At 40.4% G+C, this 24215-nt stretch carries 18 protein-coding genes; 9 read left to right on the forward strand and 9 right to left on the reverse strand.

The annotated features are described in order from the left end of the window. Positions 1-628: 628 nt before the first annotated feature. The 4 genes from RH40_RS00675 to RH40_RS00690 all read left to right on the forward strand — a co-directional run bounded on the left by RH40_RS00675 (position 629) and on the right by RH40_RS00690 (position 3649). Complete coding sequence (locus RH40_RS00675) at positions 629-1852, forward strand: methyl-accepting chemotaxis protein (protein ID WP_009599309.1); 1224 nt, start codon at positions 629-631, stop codon at positions 1850-1852. Between the two features lie 308 nt (positions 1853-2160). Further along, a complete protein-coding gene (locus tag RH40_RS00680) occupies positions 2161-2541 on the forward strand; it encodes a hypothetical protein (RefSeq protein ID WP_009599310.1) in 381 nt (126 codons plus the stop codon). Positions 2542-2664: 123 nt separating this feature from the next. Beyond that, positions 2665-2847, forward strand: a complete 183-nt coding sequence (locus RH40_RS00685) for a DUF6435 family protein (protein WP_009599311.1) — start codon at positions 2665-2667, stop codon at positions 2845-2847. Between the two features lie 463 nt (positions 2848-3310). Then, the gene (locus tag RH40_RS00690) at positions 3311-3649 is read left to right on the forward strand and encodes a HopJ type III effector protein (protein WP_009599312.1); all 339 of its coding nucleotides are present in this window, start codon (positions 3311-3313) and stop codon (positions 3647-3649) included. A gap of 168 nt (positions 3650-3817) precedes the next feature. On the opposite strand, the gene RH40_RS20755 is transcribed toward RH40_RS00690, so the two are convergent. The 5 genes from RH40_RS20755 to RH40_RS00710 form a co-directional block, all read right to left on the reverse strand. Then, positions 3818-3979 carry a hypothetical protein gene (locus tag RH40_RS20755; protein WP_158091811.1) on the reverse strand — a complete coding sequence of 54 codons (162 nt, stop codon included), beginning with the start codon at positions 3977-3979 and terminating at the stop codon, positions 3818-3820. Between the two features lie 170 nt (positions 3980-4149). Continuing rightward, positions 4150-5130, reverse strand: a complete 981-nt coding sequence (locus tag RH40_RS19995) for a helix-turn-helix domain-containing protein (protein ID WP_009599313.1) — start codon at positions 5128-5130, stop codon at positions 4150-4152. Between the two features lie 122 nt (positions 5131-5252). Then, positions 5253-6974 carry an ABC transporter ATP-binding protein gene (locus tag RH40_RS00700; RefSeq protein ID WP_009599314.1) on the reverse strand — a complete coding sequence of 574 codons (1722 nt, stop codon included), beginning with the start codon at positions 6972-6974 and terminating at the stop codon, positions 5253-5255. Then, positions 6967-8742 (reverse strand): ABC transporter ATP-binding protein, encoded by a 1776-nt coding sequence (locus tag RH40_RS00705; protein WP_009599315.1) that lies wholly within the window; start codon positions 8740-8742, stop codon positions 6967-6969. The genes RH40_RS00700 and RH40_RS00705 overlap by 8 nt, the downstream gene beginning before the upstream one ends. A 62-nt stretch (positions 8743-8804) precedes the next feature. Continuing rightward, a complete protein-coding gene (locus RH40_RS00710) occupies positions 8805-10868 on the reverse strand; it encodes a TonB-dependent receptor (protein ID WP_009599316.1) in 2064 nt (687 codons plus the stop codon). 456 nt (positions 10869-11324) lie between these two features. Here RH40_RS00710 and RH40_RS00715 point away from each other — a divergent pair, with 456 nt between their 5' ends. Beyond that, positions 11325-13238, forward strand: a complete 1914-nt coding sequence (locus tag RH40_RS00715) for a hypothetical protein (RefSeq protein WP_009599317.1) — start codon at positions 11325-11327, stop codon at positions 13236-13238. 104 nt (positions 13239-13342) lie between these two features. On the opposite strand, the gene RH40_RS00720 is transcribed toward RH40_RS00715, so the two are convergent. Then, positions 13343-14227, reverse strand: a complete 885-nt coding sequence (locus tag RH40_RS00720; protein ID WP_009599318.1) for an AraC family transcriptional regulator — start codon at positions 14225-14227, stop codon at positions 13343-13345. Between the two features lie 179 nt (positions 14228-14406). On the opposite strand from RH40_RS00720, the gene RH40_RS00725 reads away from it, so the two are divergent. Next, positions 14407-15555 (forward strand): iron-containing alcohol dehydrogenase, encoded by a 1149-nt coding sequence (locus RH40_RS00725; RefSeq protein WP_009599319.1) that lies wholly within the window; start codon positions 14407-14409, stop codon positions 15553-15555. A 43-nt stretch (positions 15556-15598) separates the two neighbouring features. On the opposite strand, the gene RH40_RS00730 is transcribed toward RH40_RS00725, so the two are convergent. Continuing rightward, a complete protein-coding gene (locus RH40_RS00730; protein ID WP_009599320.1) occupies positions 15599-16039 on the reverse strand; it encodes a GNAT family N-acetyltransferase in 441 nt (146 codons plus the stop codon). 210 nt (positions 16040-16249) lie between these two features. Between RH40_RS00730 and RH40_RS00735 the strand changes: the two genes are divergently transcribed. Then, a complete protein-coding gene (locus tag RH40_RS00735; protein ID WP_009599321.1) occupies positions 16250-17320 on the forward strand; it encodes a nickel/cobalt efflux protein RcnA in 1071 nt (356 codons plus the stop codon). 24 nt (positions 17321-17344) lie between these two features. Here RH40_RS00735 and RH40_RS00740 read toward each other — a convergent pair whose 3' ends face one another. Continuing rightward, on the reverse strand, positions 17345-20446 hold the full coding sequence (locus RH40_RS00740) for an HD domain-containing phosphohydrolase (protein WP_009599322.1): 3102 nt from the start codon (positions 20444-20446) through the stop codon (positions 17345-17347). 557 nt (positions 20447-21003) lie between these two features. Between RH40_RS00740 and RH40_RS20760 the strand changes: the two genes are divergently transcribed. Both RH40_RS20760 and RH40_RS00745 read left to right on the forward strand, forming a co-directional pair. Continuing rightward, a complete protein-coding gene (locus tag RH40_RS20760; protein WP_009599323.1) occupies positions 21004-21153 on the forward strand; it encodes a hypothetical protein in 150 nt (49 codons plus the stop codon). Continuing rightward, complete coding sequence (locus RH40_RS00745; RefSeq protein ID WP_009599324.1) at positions 21140-23332, forward strand: hypothetical protein; 2193 nt, start codon at positions 21140-21142, stop codon at positions 23330-23332. The genes RH40_RS20760 and RH40_RS00745 overlap by 14 nt, the downstream gene beginning before the upstream one ends. Before the next feature lie 84 nt (positions 23333-23416). Here the strand turns inward: RH40_RS00745 and RH40_RS00750 are convergent, their stop codons facing one another. After that, positions 23417-23953 (reverse strand): DUF924 family protein, encoded by a 537-nt coding sequence (locus RH40_RS00750; RefSeq protein ID WP_009599325.1) that lies wholly within the window; start codon positions 23951-23953, stop codon positions 23417-23419. Positions 23954-24215: the final 262 nt, after the last annotated feature.

Consider the following 24215-nt stretch of genomic DNA (forward strand, 5'->3'; position numbering starts at 1 on the left):
TTTATGAAGAAATACAACATAAGATAATTATGAAAAAACTTATTAATATTAGATGTATAATTTATATAATGAATGATTTAAAAATATTAGGACACTAATTCAGCCACTATTAACTGACTAAATTAACAAAAAAATCCATGAATTTTACATTAATGGCCTTTCAAATTATGATGAAACAAGCTATTATCATTCACCAAAAAAATGCTTTGTTAATTAAAAACAAGCCTAGATAGCCATCGAGAACAACCAAGGTGAAGGGAATTATTCGCTCAGAATATTGCCTATATACCCAAGTAACCTCAAGATGCCAGGTCCAGCGAGAATGGCTTGCTTGACTGGCAAGGCAACGATTTGAAAATCTAGTCATCTAAATTGAAAATCGGTAACGACGCATGTAAAGCAAGATCGCCCTTTGGGAACGTGCCACAGCGCCGATTTCATCGTCAAATAACTTGGTAAGAGTCAACTATTTCGCTGCGTTATTTTTCTTGAACTCAACACTGTGGCATCGCTCTGAATCCTGCATTTTGAAGTCACTTGGGTATATGGTTCATTCAAAACAGATTATTTTTTATTAATCTGTTTTTTAATTCAAGGAGGACAAATAAGATTACAGAGGTACCACAATATGTTTAATTCTTTATTTCAGTCACTTAGAGTGAGCCACTTAGTAAAATCACTTGCACTCTTAAACCTATTCATTTTTTTAGGGTTATCCTTAATCATAGTAGGCAAAACAGGATTTATTTTTTTAGAAAATCATGTCGTATTTTCTATGGAGTGGGTATTAATGCTCACTGAAATCTTAGTGCTACTACTCTCCTTCTTCATTATATACAGGGTGTTAGATCCAATTGACGTATTCAACAAGCATATGGACCAGCTAGTCCAGTTTGACATTCGACCTGGACCTGTTTGTGATTGGCTAGAAAGCAACTCAAGAAGAAATGATGAATTTTCTCAATTAGCTAAAAAGTTACGAGCATTTCGAGAACCAATTCATAGCTTACTATCAGACTTGTCAAATAAAAATCTAGTAGAACTAAATACTGCGCAAAAAGAAATTGCTTGCGCTATTCTTACCACATCAGAAAACTCACAGTCTGAGTTGTCCGAAGTAGAACAAGTAGCAACAGCGGCTATAGAGCTAAATGCTACCGCAAACGATCTGGTATTGAGAGTCAGTGATACTGAAGCCGCGGTATCTGCCACTCTTGATATCATTAACTCAAGCCGAAATACCTTGAGTAAGTCTTCTAAGATTTCCGAGAAAATTGGGGATTCAATGAAAGAGTCTCGCCAAATAATGAACACTCTAAATGACTATTCACAAGAGATCGGTTCAGTGGTTGAAGTCATTAAAAATATCTCTGACCAAACAAACCTTTTAGCGCTAAATGCAGCAATTGAGGCGGCAAGAGCTGGTAATTTTGGGAAAGGTTTTGCTGTTGTCGCTAATGAGGTAAGGTCACTTGCCGCTAAAACTCAAGCCTCAACTGACGAAATATCGAACAGCATAAATAACCTTCAAGAGCTATGCCGAAAAGCGCAGACAATGATCGACACCAATTCAGATTTGGTCGAAGATTCGGTTTCTATCGCAGAAGACGTTCATGATGGTTTTGAGTCTATTGCGAAAAAAGTAAGCTCTATTTTAAATACCAATACTCAAGTTGCTTGTGCTTCAGAAGAGCAGTCTACTGTGACATCAGACATCTCTCATCGTTTAGCGTCTATCAGCTCATTGGTACATAGTAATGTACAGGGTTGCAACAATATAAAAGAAATAAACACTGAAGTCTCTACAATGACCGATGATGTAAGAGCGATCATCCAAAGATTTACAGTATAAAAATTTAATTCACAACAGTAGTAATAGTTCGTCGTAAAGGTGAGTATTACCATCATCAATGTCAAAAACCTACATTGACTGGGTCACGCTGCTCGTTTGGCGTGCCCTGCTTCTGAGTTTTCTATAAGTGTTGTCTAATTCAGGATCATTTACATTCGACCTCCAGATTTTTATCTCGCTGCCACTTTGAAGTGAGATTAGTCACGCTACATCGCATGTCTTTTGTTTATTTTTTTTAACTCGCTACACTGCTCGCGGTTTTTAACCTCACCTCAAAAAACATAACACATTGATAAATAGTGATTAAAATGAAAAAAATAAACAAGCTCTACCTCACCCTAGCAACCGTATTTTGGTCAAGTACCAGCTTTTCTGACCAAACTGACGTTTTTTGCACTAAAGCAGATGCAAGCTCATGGGATTGGCTTTATGAGGAAGACGGCACTTATACTAGTGTAAATGGTAATTGGGGGTTTCATCGTATTGATGCTATCAATCGCTTCAGATATTTTACGATTCCGTATGATAATTATCGAGAGTTACAAAGCAGGTGTGATGAGAAAGGCATGATCGCTCAGCCAGCCATGAGTCGTTTTAGTGATTGGAATATATTTGAAATACAAATGCCAAGCGGTGAAAAGATATTTGCTCGTGGCTATTACACAATAGATACTGACTTTCACCTTTGATTCATACTGTGACACTCATTTGTGTAAAGCAACTCATTCTTTGTCAGTTAACTTTATGTATTTTGAACCAATACACCCAATATCCCGTAAGACTTAGTTATTCAACTTACTGAGAATAAACCGATGTTTTCATTTTTTAAAAGTAACCCGACAAAAAAACTGACCAAGCGGCACTCAATGCTCCTTGAGCAAGCAATGCAGGCTCAGCGCAGAGGAGATATAAAAACATACTCACTGCTGACCGCCGAAGCGGAAGAGATATTCGCGCAAATTAAAACTATAAATTCCCCCGATAAAAACAGTTGAGCACGTTCGGTCAAATTAAAATTAGAATGTGGCATAAATAAAACCTCGCCTCATATTTTTCGCAAAAATGCTAGGCGGGGACATGCGCTGAGTGATTTGACAGATTTTCTGCTCAGCAAAATGTTCTCTATCCTGCGACAACGCTAATTTGTTCGAATCAACTATCACTAATAATGATTCGGACCTCTATTTGCCTCTTTGGCATTATGAGGTAGGTCAGAGGTAGCGTTACCGAATAGATTAGATTCAACTGAGGCCTGTGATATACCTTATCCCCAGATATACAAGAAAAAATCGTACGAGAGAAGGCTCATGATGTCGTTCAATTAAAAAACAACCAACCAAAGTACGCTCCCGCCCTGCAGTTATAAGTACACAAACGGATTTTTCACTATATCTTTGCTAACTTTCTTTTTCCTAATGATATAGTAACTAGCCTATTCAACTGTAAGGAAAGAGATAAATGGATAAGTTTCTAAAGCGACTGACTACCACACCTAATGAGGTTACGTTTGAGCAGTCAATACAGGTGATCGACGAACATTTTGACTTTCACCCCGTCAGCTTTATAAACGGAGAAACTCAAAATCAAGCGGGGCAAAACAATGGCTCTTGTAAGATCTTTGCCTTCGCGCAACTGCAAGGCTTAGATGAGCCATCAACCTTAGCTTGTTTCGGCCAGTTTTATCGTGACGATGTGTTGAATAATCCAAATGGTAACGATCACGCTAATATCCGCAATTTTATCCAACACGGGTGGGCTGGCATTGACTTTGATGGTGTTGCATTAACCAAAAAGTGAGTCATCTAAGGTGCTACCTCGATCACTATGAATAATAACATGCTCAGGAAACACTCGACGTAACCGAGCCATCGATAATGCATCCCAGACCGGAGTTGTCGTCATCCTCGTATGTATTGATCAGAAAATCCAGAATTTATCGCCAGTCCTGATGCCAAAGGATCGGAGCTATCTGCCGTATTCACGACCTCTCGATAGATATTGCATCGAAGACTGAGCATAACCAGAGAACCCTATACTTGATTGAATTGACTCAACAACGACATCGTCGAAACTGGTAAAAGGATCACCGGCATAGGTGCTAGCACTGACAACCCATAAAAAAACCACTATGGATAATGCTTACTTTGGGACTGACATTTGCCGCGATGTTGCTCGGTGCTCAAAGCTATATTCAATTGAATAAAAAGCAATTCGTGACTCAAACCCCCACGGTATAAAATCGGGCTCAAGCGATGCTTGAGCCCGACATAAATAAAATTAAGATACTGAGTATATATCTATACGGGGTGAACTGACTTGCGTCGGTATTGCTTGGGGCTGCACATATATTGCTCTTTAAATTTCTTTGAAAAGTGGCCAACGTGCTTAAACCCTACTCGATGAGCCACTTCTTGTACCGAAAGCTCTCCAATCGCTAATAGCTCGCCCGCTTTCACCATTCTCTTGTTCGACAAAAAACCATAAACCGTTTCACCAAAAACAATTTTAAAATTCCTTTTGAGTTTGTTGTCATTTATGCCAATTTGACGAGACAGTTCAATCAACGACGGCGGGGACTCCATCTGCTCCTCCATGATTTTTGCCGCCAATTGTATGCAATCCATATCTCTGGGTGTCATGCTACAACAAACCGTTACCTTTTGGCGCATATTATGATAGATGAGGGCAAGCAATTCCATTACCTTACCTTGGAGGTAAAGACTGTGAGCAGACTTTCCTAACTTAGAGCACAAAATCTCATCCACATTTTTAATAATGTCATTGGTCACTGAAACAGACTCAAACAAATTAATACTGAAAGGCCTGCCCGTATCATCCTCAAAAAGTGTTTTCATCATCGACTGAGGTACACAGAAGTTAATTAATTTGGTACAAGAGGTGTCGTAGCGAAACTCCAATTCACCCTCATGACATACAAAAAATAGTGCTTTGTTTTTATCAATGGTGATCGGCTCTGACCCTTGAGAAACCCTGACCTCTACACATCCCTCGATAACGAGACAAGCCCCATAATAGTCTTTTGCCGACTCAGTAAAACTGGTCGGCTGATTAAAAGTTACATCACTATATGTGATATTGAGTCCTGGGTATAACTCAACGATATAACCATGACCTAGACATACGTTTTCATCCAGTTCTACTTTCGTTGTGGCATAGTCAGCCAACCGATTTTCACCTCCCCCTTCATATCCAGTAAACATTTTAAAGGTGGACTCAATGTTACTTTCTACATAAGCCATGATGGTATCTCTATGCATTATTCCATATTACGCAATCGGTCAAGCTACTACAAATGAGAACCATTATCAATTGTAGTAGTAGATTTTAACAATAGGGACACACTGAAACAACACTAACATAACACCAAAGTAACACTCGCTTATATTTGCCATCCTTGTGCCTTTAACTGGTCACTCCACAAAGCCTGATAAGTAGGTGATATTCTCATCAGCTCATCATGGACACCAACAGCCTCAATTTCTCCCCGTACGAGCACAACAATTTTGTCCGCCTTAATCACGCTCGATAGATTATGTGTAATAACAATAACCGTCTTATCTTTGATCAAAGCACTAATAGCGCTGTGAATGAGTACTTCATTACCTGAATCTAAGGCCGCAGTCGCCTCATCAAGTAAAACAATAGGGGCATCTTTTAATAATGCACGAGCAATTGAGATACGTTGCTTCTCGCCACCAGAGAGTCGCGTACCTCCCTCACCAACAACTGTTTCCAAACCATTAGGTAATGACTGGATAAACTCCCAACATTGAGCCTGTCGACAAACTCTTTCGAGTTTCTCTGCTGAGATATCTTGGCCCATAACAAGATTGTTATAAATTGTATCATCAAAAAGATAGACGTCTTGAAATACCATACTCACATGTTGCGCAATTTTGCTTTGGCTCATTTCGCTAATCTTCTGGCCACCAATTGTGATATTGCCATTGTCCGTATCCCAAAATCTAGCAATCAAGCTCATCATTGTTGACTTTCCAGAACCTGATGGACCGACAATCGCAGTGACTGCTTGCTCCGGAAATACCACATTAACCTTCTCAAAAAGAGGCGCTTCTTCGTATGCAAAACAAATATCGTTAAACTCTATTTCATAGCAAGAAACTTGAGGATCTTTTGAGTGTTTGTTCTCCAATTCTTTTTCCCCCAACAACTCATCAATGCGATTTAACGATACATTGAAATAATCAAACTGCGACAGTAGGATTGCCAGTTGTGTCAGAGGCCTAAAAAACTGCATAGAGACAAGTAAAAATAACAAAAATACAGACAGAGAGAGGGTTTGAGTGCCGATAGCGTGGAGGCCGAACAATATAAGACTGGCAAACCCCACTTCGGAGAAGATTACAAAAGCAGCAGGCGCTAAACTCGCACCCATTTCGTACTTTAAATGCGCGTCACGGGCTTGTTTCATTTTCTCTCCGAGGGCCAACATATCTCCTTCAGCTTGACCATGTGCACGCAATACACGAATACCTAAGATGAATTCAAAGATTGAATTATTCAACGTATCGGACGATTGAAATAGTCTTCTTTTCCCCTTCTGAGTGAGCTTGGTTAACCATACAAATAAAGAGATAGCAACTGGAAACCCAATCAGCATACTGAGCGAAAGTCGCCAGTCCACCACAAATAAACCCGCCATGAGTAGCAATAAAACACAGCTAATACCCAACATATAACTCAGCACATGAGAAAGGGCATACTCGGAAAACTCGACATCTTTGAGCAAAGTATTATTTATTGTCCCCAAGTCCATCGATAGCAGAGAGCCTAAGGGAATTTTCACCAGCTTATCCATCAAATTGCCTCGCATAGTATATCCAGCACCGCTACTAAATGAACTGTGAGTAATGAAACTCATCCACACCGAGAACAATCGCGCTACTAAACACGCGGCAATCAATGCGCAATAAATCATGAGTTTAGTATTCGACGGCTCAGGCTCGAGCATTTCCATTAAAATAAAGAATATGCAAAAGTTCGGCACTACCATGGTCGTGGCGTCCAAAATCGCCACCGCGATATTTTTGACGATAGTTGTGCCGGAGCAGCCCGATAATCTTATGATTTTTTTAAACATAATCTACTTCTCTCTCATGTGATGTTTGACTCACTGACCATGTTTTCGAACGTTGGCTGCTACGCCACATTTCCGCATATAACTCACCCTTTTCTATCAACTCATCGTGAGTTCCCTGCTCTATCACTTCACCATTTTCCATAAATATAATCTTATTTGCTGCTTTTACCGTCGCTAGACGATGAGCGATAATAATTACTGTTTTCCCTGCAGTCAGGTTGGAGAGCGCACTCTGAATTAAGGCTTGATTGGTTGTGTCGGAGTGTGAGGTGGGTTCATCCAGAACAATAATAGGTGCATCCTTTAAGATCGCGCGAGCAATCGATAAGCGCTGCTTCTCCCCCCCACTTAGACGAATATCCTGACCAATAATCGTATCGTAACCATATGGAAGTTGGCTTATAAAATCATGAGCATTGGCAGCTTTAGCCGCTGCTATTACTGCTTTTGGGGGATAATCTTTACCCATAGTTAAGTTAGTCATTACAGACTGGGTAAAAACAAAAGCATCTTGATATACGATAGCCATTGCTTCCATTCGCTGGATTTCGGATAAATGAGATAATGATTGACCACCAATCAAAATATCTCCGTTATCAGGTAGCCAAAAGCCCGCTAGTAGTGCAGCTAAAGTACTTTTCCCAGCTCCAGAAGGACCAACAATAGCGGTCAAACTATCAGAGGGTAATCGAAAAGTTACTTCTTTTAATACTGGTGCATCTTGCCCTGGGTATGTGAAGTCAACATCATTAAATGTAATATCAAAGTCACCTATTACGGCCTCACGCTTATTTTCGACCGAGTTCGGTAAATTCACAATTTTGATCAAGCGTTTCACACCTTCAAAGACTTGCCCCAGATACGTACTCAGTAAGCTAAGGTTAAACAGGGGTTCAAGCATTCCTACGCCGAGCAAAAGACACAACAAAAAGCGAGAAATACTGAGCGAATCTTGGGACCAAAAGTATAAGCCAAATGGCGTAAGGAAAACCAAACCAGAACCCAAAATGGTTTTAAACAGAGCAAATGGACCGCCAGCACTTCTAGTCCAAGACTCAATATAATGTTTATGGCTTTGAATTGATTTGTCCAACTGATTGTATGACTGCTTCCCAATACCGAATAAACGCACCACAGGCATCGCTTTGATAAACTCGGTGAGCGAACGATTTAATTTCTCCGCTGATTCGTGGTATTGCTCTGCTTTTAATTGATAGTCTCGGAATAAAACCGCTTGACACATTAGCGCTAGCGGAATGGGAATCAATGCTATCAATGCCATTCTCACATCAATCATGACAAGGAAGATAAACGTAGCCATTGGTAGCACAAAAGAAGAAACCAAATCCGGTAGCTGATGGGCAATAAATACTTCGATACGATCAATATCTTCCGTAAGATTCTTTTTTAATTCCCCACTGTTCTTTTGGCTAAAAAATCCAAGCTTTGTGTTAGAAAGCGCCGCCAATGTAGACTGGCGAATATGATATTGAAGGTGAAAGGCACACCGATGAGAAAGATAAACCGCCGATAGTAGACAAAGATAGCGGCAAATCATCAAGGTTAATGCAACTATGGATAGTGACCACAAGTATTGACCGGTCTCACCAACAAGCAATTTATCCACGATCAAGTAGGCCACATAATAAGGCCCAAGTGCTAAAACTGCCGCTGCTAGGGAGAGGCAAATAGCAAACCAAAGCATCCACTGTTTCGATCGAGATTGATTAAATAGCCAGACTAAAGGATTTAGCGAACGTTTTTGCATGATAACTCTCATAAAAAACAAAGAGGCAGCACATCCGGTGCTGCCTCTTTATTAGGAAGAAATTAGAACTTGGCTTCTAAATCCACGCCAAATCGGAGTGGATCACCATAGGTACTAAAACCAGGATAGGAAAATGTTTTATAGCGTTCGTCAGTTAAGTTATCACCCCACAGACGAATCGAATAATCATCACGATATTTAAATTCAAAATTACTCTTTACGATAACATAAGAGCCTTGGAACTTTTCCCCTTTGTCATCGAGCGCAACCTGACCATAATGACCGACGCTCAATGTTGGAGTAAAGACCCAGTCATCGCTGATTTGCGCAGAATAGGTTGTTTCTATATTAATATTGTGTTTTGGAGCATTAGGAACTCTCGTGCCACTTGACATACTGGCACCTGAGTAGCCATCAACTTGGGTCACTTTGGCATCATTGAATCCAAATCTTAATACCGCTTGCCACACATCGGTCAATAAAGCAGAAATTGAACCTTCGACGCCACGAGAGCGAATTTCTTCTATCGAAGCAATACGAGTCGCAGCCCCATCAGGATAAGAATATTGATAGTTTTTTACCCTAGCATCAAAGAGGCTCACAGTCGTCATCACACGACGATCTAACCAGTAACTTTTATAGCCAACCTCTATTACTTCACTCATTTCTGGAGCATAGGTTTTACCATAACCTAAACGTTCACCAAGCATCGTCGTTTCTTCTGCCATCCAGCTAGCGCCACCACTCAGTAATCCCTTACCGTAACTTGAATATATCGTATGATTATCGCCAAGCTCTTTACTAATCGCGAGCTTTGGCAAGAATTTACCATAGTCTGTCGAATAACGTCCTTGAGTTTGATCGGGACTGTAAAACTCTGAGTCAATCTCATAATTTTCTTTCGTATATCGACCACCAATATTCAGAGACCATGTTGGCAAGAAACGCCATAAAGCATCCACATAAGCCGTATAGGTGTCTCGGCTGAAATCTCCAGAAGTCTTTGTTAAATCCAAATTAAGAGCATTAGACAACAGACGATTTCGATTATCTTCTGTCGACCTTTGATAGGCCGCACCAATAATCCAGTCCACAGGCAGCTCTCCCGGTGTAGAAGTTAACCTTAACTCTTGAAAGTAGTCTTTCTCATTGATCCAAGCATCCTGACTCATTGAAGTAAGGAGAGGGGAAACGGATAAATCTAAATCAAAACGCCCGTAGGATTCAATGCTTCGATAACCTGTTACCGAGTTTAATGCCCATTGCGGTGACATATTCCAACCAATTCTTAACGCGGCTCCTTTTGATTTCTGGTCAAAGATATTTTCAACCTCCATCGCTGCTTTTAGGTCGTCACCTCTGTCAGTCTCAGGATTATCTGGCACATAAGGGTATGCTCCACCGTCAATCCTACCATAATCTAAATATAAACTTGCGGACCAATCGGTCTCTGGTGTCCAATTGAGACTGAAAGCAATATTATTTTGAGTTTTTTCGTCAATTGTTTTGCCTAAATACGTATTGTCAACGAAACCATCTCTTTTGAGGTGATCAATAGCAACTTTAGCACTAATATCGTTTTTACCCACGCCACTGGAAGCGATCAGTTGGGCACTTTTTTCATTATAATTAGCGCGCCCAAATTTTACGCTGGCACTTGGCTCATCGCTGGGCTTTTTGGTGGTAATAACAATGATACCGTCACGGGCGTTACTACCGTATATGTTACCTTGAGGCCCACGAAGGAATTCGATAGATTCAACATCAGATAAACGTAAATTAAGGCCATAGAGACTCGTTTGAGGCACATCATCTATGTATATAGGGACATTATTTTGCTCCAGATTTCTAGGCAAGCCACGCACCTGAATATAGTGATAGTCACCTGCTGTAGTAGTTAATACCATGTTGGGAATCGATTTAATGGCATCGGCCACCGTTTGATACCGATTAGTTTCAATATCATCGGATGTCACAACATCAATACCCTGAGGAACATCTTTAATATCTTTTTCTACACGAGTAGCTTGCACTACTATCGTGTGATCTGTGCTCTCTTGTGCTTGCACAGGTAACGTCCCGAGGAGCCCTAATATAACTCCTCCAACCACTGTATTTTTTTTCATTTTATTCTCTGATAGTTTAATTATTTAAAATTAGAAAAAGATTAAATGAATATGATTCTCATTTGAATGTCAAAAACATCACAAACGGGAGCGGTTTTAGCATTTTGAGTAGTTTTGTTTTAAATGGGGCACACGTTTTGCCAAAATAATTCCATCTAGCATTTTAATATGCATCACTATTATTATTTTAAATAGATATATTCAAGTAAGCTCACATAGCTCAATCAATCTGGTGGTCATGAGAAAATAATAAGAAAGAATAAATATTATTTATAAGTATTTTAACATCACAATAATTTTTTAAAATTTATAATTACTATTAAATAAAATATATTTGTACTGTTATACCAAGATTTAATTATATTTTTTATTAAGATATCGTGAGATAATTAAAATTAATAAACACCTTTTAATGAGTAAATTTTATTACTCCTTTAACTATGAGACTTCCTTATTATGAAGTATCTTTTTATTTTGATAATTTTAATATTAAAATCTTTTTATCTATACGCAACACCAATATCTGATAATATTCGAGACCATATCTACTCCAGCCAACTTCTTCCCTACCATTCTAATCTGAGTGACCAAGAGTCAGAACAACTAATCTTACGTCAATTCCAAATAGTTCAAGAGTGTGTTTTGGGAGAAGGCTATTGCGAGCATGCTCTTTATTCACTAAAAACTTCAGCAGAAATTGCAATAAGACAAAACGATTCGGTGGCTAATCAACAAATGCTCTTATTTCTACAAGATGCCTACGCAGAATTGGAAGATGAACAAAGTTATTTGACTGTATTTGAAGTAATGATAGGTTTTGTACAGCCAAGAGTTGAGTTACTACGACAACATTTGTTTAAAACTGTATTAACTCAAAATGCTCAAGCGACTCCGATTGATTTTGCCGGCTCTTATTCGTTACTACTCCGCGCTGTTACCAATGGTAGTATTCAATCTTTTTACCCGTCACAAAATGATGAAGTCATTGATTCAGGCAGCCCAATCACCGCGGCTTACCTCAACCTATTGAAAGCAGTTTTAACTAAGCACAACGAAAAAAGTAACTTTTCTCATCAGATGGATGAGCTGATGGCGACTTCGTTTTCTAGTATGGTGAATCGAGAAGGGTACATTCCAAGATGTCAGCAATGCACAACAAAATTTATTGTAGAACACTACAACGATAGATCGCGTGACAAACTTTATGATGAAGTGGACGTGACAAGTTTTATCGCAAAGAAAACGCTCAGAAATGCTATGTTCGATAACTATCGAATTGCTTTTCCGCACTACTACGTTAGTGAAGTTGTGCCATTTTTATTGGGCTTGAAAACATTTGCACATGAAAATGTCGCCAAGTTTCTCAAAAATAACCGCAATCTGGGATCTATCAACGAAACTCAGAGAGTGCTTATTTTAAAAGAAGTAAGAGCAGCTATCAAAAAGAAAGGAATTGAACTGAGCTTTTCGAGCATCGTAAATATGACCTTTCGCTACCTTACCGCAACGGGCCAGATAGAATCAATACTTTCATCAGGTGTGAAGCTTAATGCCTTGCGTTCCGATCCGTTTAAAGCTGGCTCCCACAACAAAATATTCGCCGTAAATATTTTTACGAACGTGGTATTAAAGAAGATACCACGAGTTTTAACTGGTGAGGTGCTCAGGTTTGGATGTGGTAGAGATCAATGGAGATTACCTGCTGCACTTTACATGTTACTTGAAGACAAATGTGTGTTTACTCCCTCATTTTCATCTGGCTCGTTTTCGATTACAACTTCCACAACGTTCAGCGCACAAGACCAATATGATTATCAGTTTTCTGTCTATCACAAACCTACAAATACTACGTTGTTGACAAAAAGTATCCCCAGCAAACAAGAGATTACTTTTTATCGGTCTGCTTTAGGTGCATTCAGTCCCGAAGATTTAGTTTTATATATCTCAAATACAAATCCAGAAGTTAGATCTGATATCGCAGCGATTCAAATTAGTAATAAGCTGTTTAGATATGGTTATGGCGGAGTTATTAAAAATAATACCGTCTATTTTGTGAAAAAGTTATTAACGCCTGAGTTTAACCGTTTTCGAGCTGAAGAGTTTGGCTGTACTCTAGTCAGCCGGACTGAAGAGCAACAAATCGATTGCTTACAAACAAAGTTAGAAACCTACGATCTTCCCGATTACTTTTATAAAAATATGGAATCAATTGGTCCTGTTCCGCACGATACCCAAACTACACTTGAAGATGTTATTGAAGCAGAGGATAACCGACAGAAAGAAGCGGAAAAAAAGGTTATCGAACAATCTATTGCTAATGCCCTAAGTGGGCATGGTTGGGGACCAAGCGGCGGGCTGTATGGCCTTTAACATAACCTATTTTTTTGCAAGTTATAAACTAGGGGGGATATTTACGCCCTCTTCTGTTCATCTTAAATGAGACACCATAAAGCGTCTCAGTCATGCTAAAAAATCTAGACCGCTCTAGGAGGAACATTAAAATGACGTTTAAACTCTCGACTAAATTGTGAGGGACTTGAATAACCAACTAGACGAGCAGCATCGTTGATACGTAACCCCTCTATCTGGATAAGCTCCTTAGCTTTATTAAGCCTAACTTTCTTTAGATATTGAAGTGGAGACTCAAAAGTAACTTTACGAAAAGCGTTGTGAAAAGCGGATAGACTCATATTCGCTTCTTCTGCCAATGACTGGACGGTGATAATCTGATCGTAGTCTTGATGTAGCTTAGATAAAGCCTTTGCGATACGCGCATAGTGTCCATCGTGGTGAGCTAAATCAAACAGCACTCGTCCCTCCGGTCCGGTTAACGCCCGATAAACAATTTCACTAACCAGTGCGTCACCAAGAATTGTCGCCTCGACATCATTGTGTAGCGTTTTAACCAGTCGCACAACACTATCTAACATTGACTGATCCATTGTTGTCGCCTGCAGACCACTCGAATCTTGGTTGGGCTTATGACCATAGTGCTCAACGACACCCTGCTCTTCTAGTTTTTTCACTAATCTATGCAAACGCTGGGGCTCAATGCGAATCGACAAACCGAGTAAAGGTTTACCATCGAGAGGGATCGCTTCACACTCCAGTGGAATCGGTACACCAACAACAAGATAATCATTAGCAGCGTAAGTAACAGGCCTATCGCCTAGGTGGATGTTTTTTTTACCCTGGCTGAGCATAATGATACCCGACTGATAAGTAAATGGCTGGCGCTGATTACCAGTACTGCTTCTATATATGGAGACATTGTCTATCTGCGTAACTCGACTGCCCTCTAAATCATGCCAGCCTTTATGTTCAATGTAGGATTCCAATAATTGACCGAATAAATTCATAGAGTCTGTATCCATCCAAAATGCGATGCGTATCAGTGTAAACTATCAAAAATGGAGAAATAGGCAATAAATTTAGAGAAACAGACCTTCATTACCCTACTATTGAAGAGTAATATGCAAAAAAAACAATCGAGAATAATACCAAAATAGACTCTCTTAATTTACACAAGGAAACAGAAATGCAATTTACTTACGTCAACCCTACCGTTATTCATTTTGGTCAAGGCCAAATCAAATCTATTCGTCAAGCTGTCGATGTTTCTCAGAAGGTACTGGTTATCTATGGTGGAGGGTCAATTAAACGCAACGGTGTCTACGACCAAGTCGTAGAAGCGCTGCAGAATCATACTTGGATAGAGTTTTCAGGAGTGGAAGCAAATCCAACTAAGGAAACTCTGGACAAAGCTGTCGCACTTGTCAAAGAGCACAATATCGAGTTTATCATTGCCGTTGGTGGCGGTTCTGTCATCGATGGTTCGAAATATGTTGCCGGAGCTGCAAAGTATCAGGGTGATGGTTGGGATATCTTGACACGTGAGCACACTGTAACAGAAGCCGTGCCATTAGGTGCTGTTTTAACACTGCCAGCAACCGGTTCAGAATCCAACATGGGCGCTGTTATTACCCGAAAAGCCACCCAAGAGAAGCTTTCATTTGGTAGCCCAGCAGTACAACCAAAATTCGCAGTAATGGATCCTGATGTAATGAAGTCGCTTCCGGAGCGCCAGTTACTTAATGGTCTAGTGGACGCTTGGGTACATGTCTGTGAGCAATACATAACCATGCCTACAGATGCAATGGTACAAGATGGTTATGCTGAGGCCTTATTAAAGAACCTTCTCACTCTTGGCAAGCAATATAACCAGCGTGATAATGATAGTTGGCGTGCAAATCTGATGTGGACGGCAAACCAAGCACTGAATGGCTTAATTGGTGTTGGTGTACCTCAAGATTGGGCAACACATATGATAGGTCACGAATTTACGGCCTTGTGGCATGTCGATCATGCGCGCTCTCTTGCTATTGTTCAACCTTCACTACTTCGCAATCAAATCGAAGTAAAACGTAGCAAACTAGAGCAAATGGGTAAGAATGTTTTTGCACTTGAAGCGAGTGCTGATCTCGCAGAACGAACCATTGAGGCCATAGAAGCGTTCTACCATAGTTTGAACATCGCAACACACTTTAACGATTATCAAGAAAACAAAACAACCGCGATTGATAATGTTGTTGCACAACTTGAATCACACGGCTATTTAAAGTTAGGCGAAAACAAAGCCATTACCTTAGAAAAAACTCGTGAAATTCTAGAATCAGCCATTCAGTAATACGCTATTGGAAAAGGGCATCCCAGAGATGCCCTTTTTTCTGTTAAGCTACCAATGAGACAGAGAGTTCTATTTCACGCCCCTCGACCCACTCTCCCGTGCGTTGAAACCCACAGCTTATATAGAAATCTATTGGGCTGTCTGGCCCGGGAACAACGCTGGTGTAAAGCTCTGATACACAAAACTCTTTCACTAGCTCAGATTTCAACAACCGAATCGCTTCTCGACCATAGCCTTTGTTCTGTCTTGAGCTATCGATCATCAATCGCCAGAGTGAAAGTCTCTCAGGATCAGCATTAATTAAGATAAAACCTATGGGAACATTCTCTAAATAAACCCCCTTAAACCAAGCACAAGGCATAAAGTTAGCCTCCGCTAATGACAAGGCATTAGTATCAACAAGATTGCGCTGGTGAGGCGCGACTTTAAGCTGACAGATTTCGTAGAAATTATGTTGGTTAATTTTTCTCAGCTCTAGGCTCATAAATTTCCTTTTAACTATGACGTATATTCAACCATTTATACTCTGAACCCCAGAATAGCTTGTGTGTTGATAATCTATCTAAAAGCCATAGTGGGTTCAAGAACCTATACTTTTTACGAAAGTTTTTCCTTAACATTATACTGGGGGGTAGTATTAAGTGCTTAAGGGGAGTATATTTTGAGTATGGTTATTTAACAAAAGAGAGTAATGATGAATTTTGTCACATTGCTGGAACAAGGCAATGGATGGCTTTTTATCCCAAGTGCCATCCTGCTCGGTGCATTGCATGGTTTAGAGCCTGGTCATTCAAAAACCATGATGGCTGCCTTTATCGTCGCGATAAAGGGTACAGTGAAACAGGCAATAATGCTGGGACTGGCAGCCACCTTGTCTCACACTATTATCGTTTGGTTAATTGCTTTTGGTGGAATGTATATTAGTCAAAGATTTACTGCTGAGGCTGCCGAGCCATGGATGCAATTGATCTCAGGAGTCATCATATTGGCAACGGGTCTATGGATGATCTGGCGGACATGGAGTGATGAACGTCAATGGCATAATGCACAAAACTACACACAGGACTGGAAAACACAGGTTGTAGATACAGGTCACGGCCATATTGCACTTTCGATTGTCAATGAGAGAGATATCTGTCGCTTACAACTCAAAACCTTAAGCGGAAAACAATTAACTGCTGATCAAGTAAAGTTTACTTTGCCCGAAACGAATAGTAGTAATGATCAGAGCCATACGTTCATCGATTATGAGGGCTATTTGGAATCAAAACAAATCGCCAACATAAAACAAGGATGTATGGTTAAACTCATGATTGGACACCACAATCACACACATGATTTTAATGTCCACTTTATCCCGAGGATAGCGAATGAAGAAGCGGTATATCAAGATGCCCATGAGCGTTCACATGCTAAAGATATTGAGAAGCGATTTGCTAATCGCACTGTTACAAATGGACAAATACTTTTATTTGGATTAACGGGAGGACTTATCCCCTGTCCTGCAGCCGTTACAGTGTTACTAATTTGTCTTCAGCTTAAAGCTGTTGCACTGGGCGCAACGCTTGTTATGTCCTTTAGCATAGGTCTTGCTATCACTCTGGTTACCGTTGGTGTCATCGCTGCATTGAGTATTCAGAAAGCTTCATCCAAATGGAGCTACCTTGATAAACTAGCCCGCCAAGCCCCTTATTTATCTGGGCTACTGATTGGATTCGTTGGGATCTATATGGGCTTGCATGGCTACGATGGAGTAATGGGATAAACGACCAAAAGTCACTGTAATGATCTAAGTGTTTTCCTCAACATCTATCTGATCCGGGTTTAAAAAACGTTTGGCGTAATTAATGTGTAAGTTATTTTTAATAAATAAGGAAAAGAGCTCACCATCTATGTGCTGATTTTTTACCATGTCTTCCATTATGGCGATCGCTTTGCTGAGCTTAAATGCCTTTTTATAAGGACGGTCGGCCGCCGTTAAAGCCTCAAATATATCAGCAATCGCCAAAATTCTCTCTTTAGTCGAAAGTTCATCTGCAGTAAGCTGGCGCGGATACCCGGTTCCTGCAAGTGTCTCGTGATGGGTAGTAGCGAGTCGCGCGACTTGCTTTAATTCGTCGGGGAAAGGCAAGCTCTCCAGCATTTTAATACCGCTTACCATATGTTCGTTGATGCGATAACGATCTTCTGCTGTTAGGGTTCCTCTTGAAATAGAGAGATTATAAACTTCTCCCAAATCACTCAGGTATTTTGGTGCTTTCATTTTTATGCCAAAGTCATAACAAGGCGGATGATATCTGGGTATTTTGTGCTCTGGAAGGTCCTTGAGCAGCGTTTGTTCAGTATGGGAAATAGATAAACGATCCTTTTCAACCGGTGATAAGCCAATCCTATCATCAAAGTATCGCGTCCAAGTTTGTGAGCCAATTTGCTTTAACCTTGTTTTATCTTCCTCAGATACCAGCTTATCGCCAATATTTAGTGAAGCAATAAACTCAAACTCTTCGTGCAATCGAGCATATTGTTCATTCATCCATAATTCGACTTGGTTATCTGGCTCACCGCTTGCCTTTTTTTCGAAACCAGTAAGCGTAATATCACGCCTTATCACCTCAAAGCGCATACGAATTTCATGCAAGCGATTATAATTCGCCTCCAACTTCGTGCCTTTATCAACAATATGTTCAGGTACGGTTATCTTGCCACAATCATGTAGCCATGCCGCCAATTGGAATTCACGTTTTTCTTGTTCGTTATTAAAATTAAAACTCGCTAGAGAACCTGAGGTTTCAGCCTCTGCAGCCCTAGCAAGCATGGAAGCGATCACGGGGACACGATTACAGTGACCTGCAGTGTAAGGCGATTTATCATCAATGGCTCGTGCGATAATTTGCACAATGGAGTCTAATAAAGCATCTTGCTGTTTTTCATGTGTTTGCAGTTGCTCTGCCAACTCCTCTACGGACTCGGATAACTGAGAAATTTCCCGAATTCGGCTCTCAACAGGTTGTAGAGAGTCGTATTTTTGTCTCTGGATTTTGCGAGTCTCTACCTTAAGCTCTCGAATTTGCTTGCTAATTGGGATACCGGAAAGCCACGCAAACCAAAGCGTTGGGAGCATAAACAATCCAGAGATCCCTGTAGCAACAATAACTTGACCCATCACCTGATTTTCAAGCACACTAACAGGCAAAGTAATCGCCAAAAACTCTTTTGGGGAAGAGGCACCCACTGGTTGTATGTAAACGTAAGTATCACCTGCTTTTGTTCTCGTTTTCACCAAACTATCATATTGAGAAGGTGAAGCCATTAAGTCGTAAAAAACGGCATGAGGAATGACTCTATGTTGAGTCGCTACCGTGTCACCCAACCATCGATTTAGCAATAATTCGTGCTCTACTTTGCCAATGTTTGCAATGGCTCTGTTAATAATAGGAATCAATACTTTATAATTTTCAGTCAAAGCAATATGAAATCGAGTTTCAAATCCTTGGTCAAAAGGCGCTACATTTTGTATGATAGAGAGCCCCTCAGTAAAATACTGATTAACTGCGAATTCCAATATAGCAACACTATCAATAAAACCATCAACTGCACCTAATTTTAAAAGAGATAACGCTTTATAAGTGTCTTCAACTTCAACTAACTCTATCTCAGGATAATTCTTCCTCAGTTTTGGGATGATTGACCAACCTGCAAGTATGGCAACTTGGTTTCCATTGAATTCATTGAGATCTGTTATATGAGTGAATTCCTCTGGTACTAACATTCCAAAAGGTAGGGAAAAAAGCTTATCACTAAACACGCCTTTAGCGTAGCCATCTTCATGGCGCTGAAGAGAATGTAAAGCATCAATTTTTCCACTATTGAATTGGTTAAGGAACTCGGTCCAATCTAATCCGTTGACGTAGAGCCATTCGATGCCTGTCATTTGACCTATCATTCTGACCATATCAATCCCATAACCTCTAGGCTCACCAAGAACGCTGTAGTCAATGGGAGCCCAATTTCTCTGGTTTGAAATGCGCAAAGGATTTAGGCTGGTTACTAGAGCTTTTTCCTCCTCGGTCATCGGTAATGATTTCAACTGAGGCAAGCGCTCTTCTTTTAACGCAGGGTTAGTATCCGCCAATAATTCACCAGTTTGACGAAAAACATAAGCATCACTAGGTTGGCTGTCAAAAGTCCGGTTGAGAATTGCAGAAAGAGAAGTAATTAGAATATCAGCACCAATAACAGCATTACCCGCTTCATTGAGAGAAGCATAGGTTTGCCCAGGCTCTGGCACTTGGGCAAACACGTATGGCTCTGTTTTTACTACCCCACCTAATTGTGCTTTTTGATGCCACGGTCTCAACGAGGGGTAGTAACCACTAACTGATCTTTGGACTCTGCGCACCTTGAGATCCTTATCGAGAAAAGAGAAAGTTCGTATTCTTTTTTTATCCGTCTCCCATTTAATAGTGACTGAAAGCCATCTTTCATCTAACTTCGCCCCCACAATTTCCCTTAGTGTTTCTACAACATCTAAATTTATTATTTGAAAATAGTCATCATCCGAATTGCTAAAATACACACTATATAAATCGGGGGTCGCTTCAAGGGTAGTAACAAAGATAGTTTGCCAATGAATATCGTCAAGATTAGGGTCAATAACATGCGAAAGAGTCGCCACTACTCTTCGCATGCGGTCGTCGGTCCTTTCCATATTTTTAGAGACTAGCTGCGCTACAGAAGAAAAGCGCTCGAGCTGATTTTCCTCGAGCGTCTTATATATCAGGTTGAATTGAACAAAAAGTGCAACTGCAGCTGTCAAGGTTGCCACGAAGATAAGCAAAAGACCGATAGTTAATCGAAAAGGAAAAGTACGTTTTTTATCATTTGAATTCATCTTGGATATTTCCACGCACCTTTATTGGCAGTTGTCTGTTTCCGGACTACTGAACAATTGCTAACAGCCCCAGCAGCACAAGACTTTTCTGTTTGACTAAGAACCGGACTAAACAATATAGACCCACCCAAGTTTACAGCTGGCCAAGAACAAAAAAATAAAATATTACTTAATTAGTAAAGACAGAATTTGACAAACTTACAAGTCCGGCTGGCCACGTAATTGTTAGGGAGGCGAACTACGATTCTAATAAACCGAGTAAAGTGTATTTCGTACTGAAAATAACAAGTTAAATTAGAGTATATGGCCATGTTCTAAGTCCTGAAAGCACTTGAGTAAATGTCGCTCGCGTAGAGCAGACACTTAGCTTTAATCCCCCCCAAAAAACACTAAGAAAAAAAAGACCTTATTTATTGAAACAATGTATAAAAAATTTAATTTTTAGCTAACGAAAATCTCTCCATTATACTTAGACGTTGTGAACTTTACTTTGGGTTGTACTCGGTTTTACTCGTTTGAAAGCGAGTATTACTTCAAGCTAAATACGTGGAGGGATTATGCATAAAAAACTATTCAAAGGACTCGCTCTATTGTCACTTTCTCTACTCATCGGAGCCTGCAGCGATAGCGATGGAGCAAGTGGAGTTTCGACCAATTCACTCGTTTTACCAGAACAATTGGAGGTCGTGACGAATGAAACAGAATAACTTATTTTTAATACTTGCTCTAATTTCACCATTATCGGTAAAGGCCGCATTTAATGACCCGGGGACCGCTTACACCAATGCTAAAGTCACCTCCTATGTATGGAATGACGCATTGGCTCCAATAGAGCTCGTGAACAGCATACTCTGCTTTACCGCACAATTTAATACCCATCAATTTGCTAATGCGGGAAATTATTTGGTACTCGCAGATGAAGCCGCATGCTTTGATAGTCAAGAAAATGGAGCCTCCGCACAGTCATCTGCCTCAAGCAATGTGCCCAAGTATATGAAGGCGGTGACTAATGTAACCCGTCAAAATGAATTTTCACCACTTGTCGTGAATGTCTGGTTACCGGAAATGGGTGAAGGAATTGAAACCCAAGCCATCAAGTTTAAAGCAGAAATATCTGAAGGTGCGAGTGAGAACAACCCCTTTGGGCAGTTTAGATTTAATTACGATTTTTTTGATAGTTTTACAGCCAGCAATCAACTCGGGGGCGGTGAAGTAAATACAATCAATACTATAGAAAACTCAATAGGTTTCACTCTTTTTGAAACAAGCACCGAAGGTGCTCATACTTACCAGCAAAGCGCGAGCGCCGTCATGTCCAGTGACCGCTCCAATGGTATTGCTTTAACAGGCACTAGTCATACCTTAGACGGCGCAACATCCTACGCTGTAGCTTTCAACGACTCCAATGTACTGGTACAAAGCGTAAATAGTAACTTTGACAATTTACCCTACAAATCGGGAGACAACAGTGGTACTTGCCTAAGCCGCACCAATTTTGACAGCCATGTCCATCGATACGATTTATTTAATGCAGCGACAGGCGCAAAAGTCGATATAAACAGCGGCTTTTCAATCAAATATGATGGTGATAATAACGGGAGCTATGAAAGCTATGGGTACGCTGGCTATTGGGGAGTCTGGACTGAAACGGAGGGGGCACTAGATAATGGTGATACCGTCATAGGAGAGACCAACGGTATCGAAAAAAATTATCAATATGTGAGCGCTCCGGGTCGTTTAATTAAACACAGTATCAACACAATAAACTTGATTAATGCCAGAGGTATTCAATTCTCTTATTGGGATAATGATATTTTTAATGATAATAATTACGATCAATGGGTAGTCCAATACATGACAAACGCAGAAGATGGTGTTGCCGGGGATGGCTTCTATAAGACGGGCAAACTCAAATGGGAGAATAATGGTCCTCAAATTACCCCAGAGAGCCCTTATCAACAAATACCGATAGTAGTTAACAGGCTGCTGCATATGTATTCCAGCCAACTGGGTGGTGAGGTAAAATACCGAGGTGGAAGTAACATCATCACATATTACGAACAAACATTTATTAATGGGAGCGAAACTGGGGCTGGTGAGTTACTCAACTCAGAAACAATCACGTTAACATGCTTCGATCGGTGCCCGAAAGGTACACTTGGTCAGTCAGACCTGACTGACTACTCAGGAGCAGGTAGCCCATTTGAAACAGGCCCTGGACCCATCAATTATACATTCTCAACATTGGGTCCCTATCCACTTACACTAGTCAGGGTCACCAACTCACAGCCCGTAAGATACAATGCTTCGCTAACACAGAGTAACATAGCAAGTACGCGTCATAACTGGGGGGTACGAAGCGGGCCAATGGGTATTGGTGTCGGCAGTGCTGATGACCTGTATGATCCTAATATTACCAATGAATACTATGTATGGGAGACAGGGATAAACGATTGGAACCAACTGGCAGCGCTAAAAGATGACTCAAGCAATATCGTAAGTTTTTCTCGTCCTATCCAAATTGCCTATGAACATTCCAATATAAAAGATCGCAGCGGCAACGCAGATACCTATAATGGGCAAAAGTTTTTAATTAACTACGGTGGAAATGGAGATCTCTGGGGCATACCTAATAAAATAAATAGCGCCCGATACCAACCTGCTTTCTCAATAGCCGATGGGGTACTAATGGGTAACTCAAACCAATATGTCATTAAGGCTACAGACATTGAGTACACAATGAAAAGTGCCACAGGAGAGTGCGCAGGTCTCACTTTACAAGACCCAGCAGTGCCAGTTCCGAGTGCCATTCAAGGTAATGCTGATATCGGCCAAATGCCAATTGTAACAGAAGAGCCGGCAGTAATAGGTGGCATCACTCAGTAGTACAAGTAGCAAGGGGCAGCTTTGGATGCAACGTCTATTAGCTAGCCCCTTCCTATAACTGAATCGAGAGTGCCTCAAAAACGTTCAAAAACTCGAATTTGGAAGTTTGAGAAACTCTAACTCTTCATTCGTTGTGGATCGCCCTAGAATAAGATTTCTGTGAGGATAACGGCCAAATTTATCGATAATCGCTTTGTGTTTCATTTCAAAATCCAAGTAACTTTCAATTCCCAGTTTCTCAAAATATCTCACGGCTTGCTGATGTATTATTCTTGACTCACTATGCATGAAAGCCATGTAAAAGAAAACACGCTGCTCTTTTCCCAATTGACTGTCAAAGCCCTGATTTATCGCACACTGTGATAACGCAACGGCCATTGGGTCACATGCAAATGACTCAGGGCTATCCCGATAAATATTGCGTGAAAATTGATCGAGTAAGATGATCTCTGCTAGGGCTCCTTGTGGAGTTTCTCGCCAAGCAAATAGTTCCCCCGCTCTAGCCATATTGTGTAGTTCACCAAACCTGTCACTAATATTACGGTCGAAGTCGTCACTTTTTTGCCACCATTGCCTCGGTTCAATTTCATCAAACCAAAACTCAAGAATTTGCTTATACATGTTACACAGTTCCCCCTGTGATGAGTTATTAACGTTCTATGTCCGTATGTTGCAAACATTCTTCATACACTTGATATTTAGTCATAGTTATCAGAATTTTATTCTAAACCCAAGTAACTTTTATACCCAAGTAACCTCAAGATGCTAGGTTCAGCGAGAATGGCTTGCTTGACAGGCAAGGCAACGATTTGAAAATCTAGTCATCTAAATTGAAAATCGGTGATGGTGTATATGAACAACAGCATATTTAAGATTGATGCCA

This window comes from Vibrio caribbeanicus ATCC BAA-2122, assembly GCF_000165125.1.
In the GTDB taxonomy this organism is placed as follows: Bacteria; Pseudomonadota; Gammaproteobacteria; order Enterobacterales; family Vibrionaceae; genus Vibrio; species Vibrio caribbeanicus.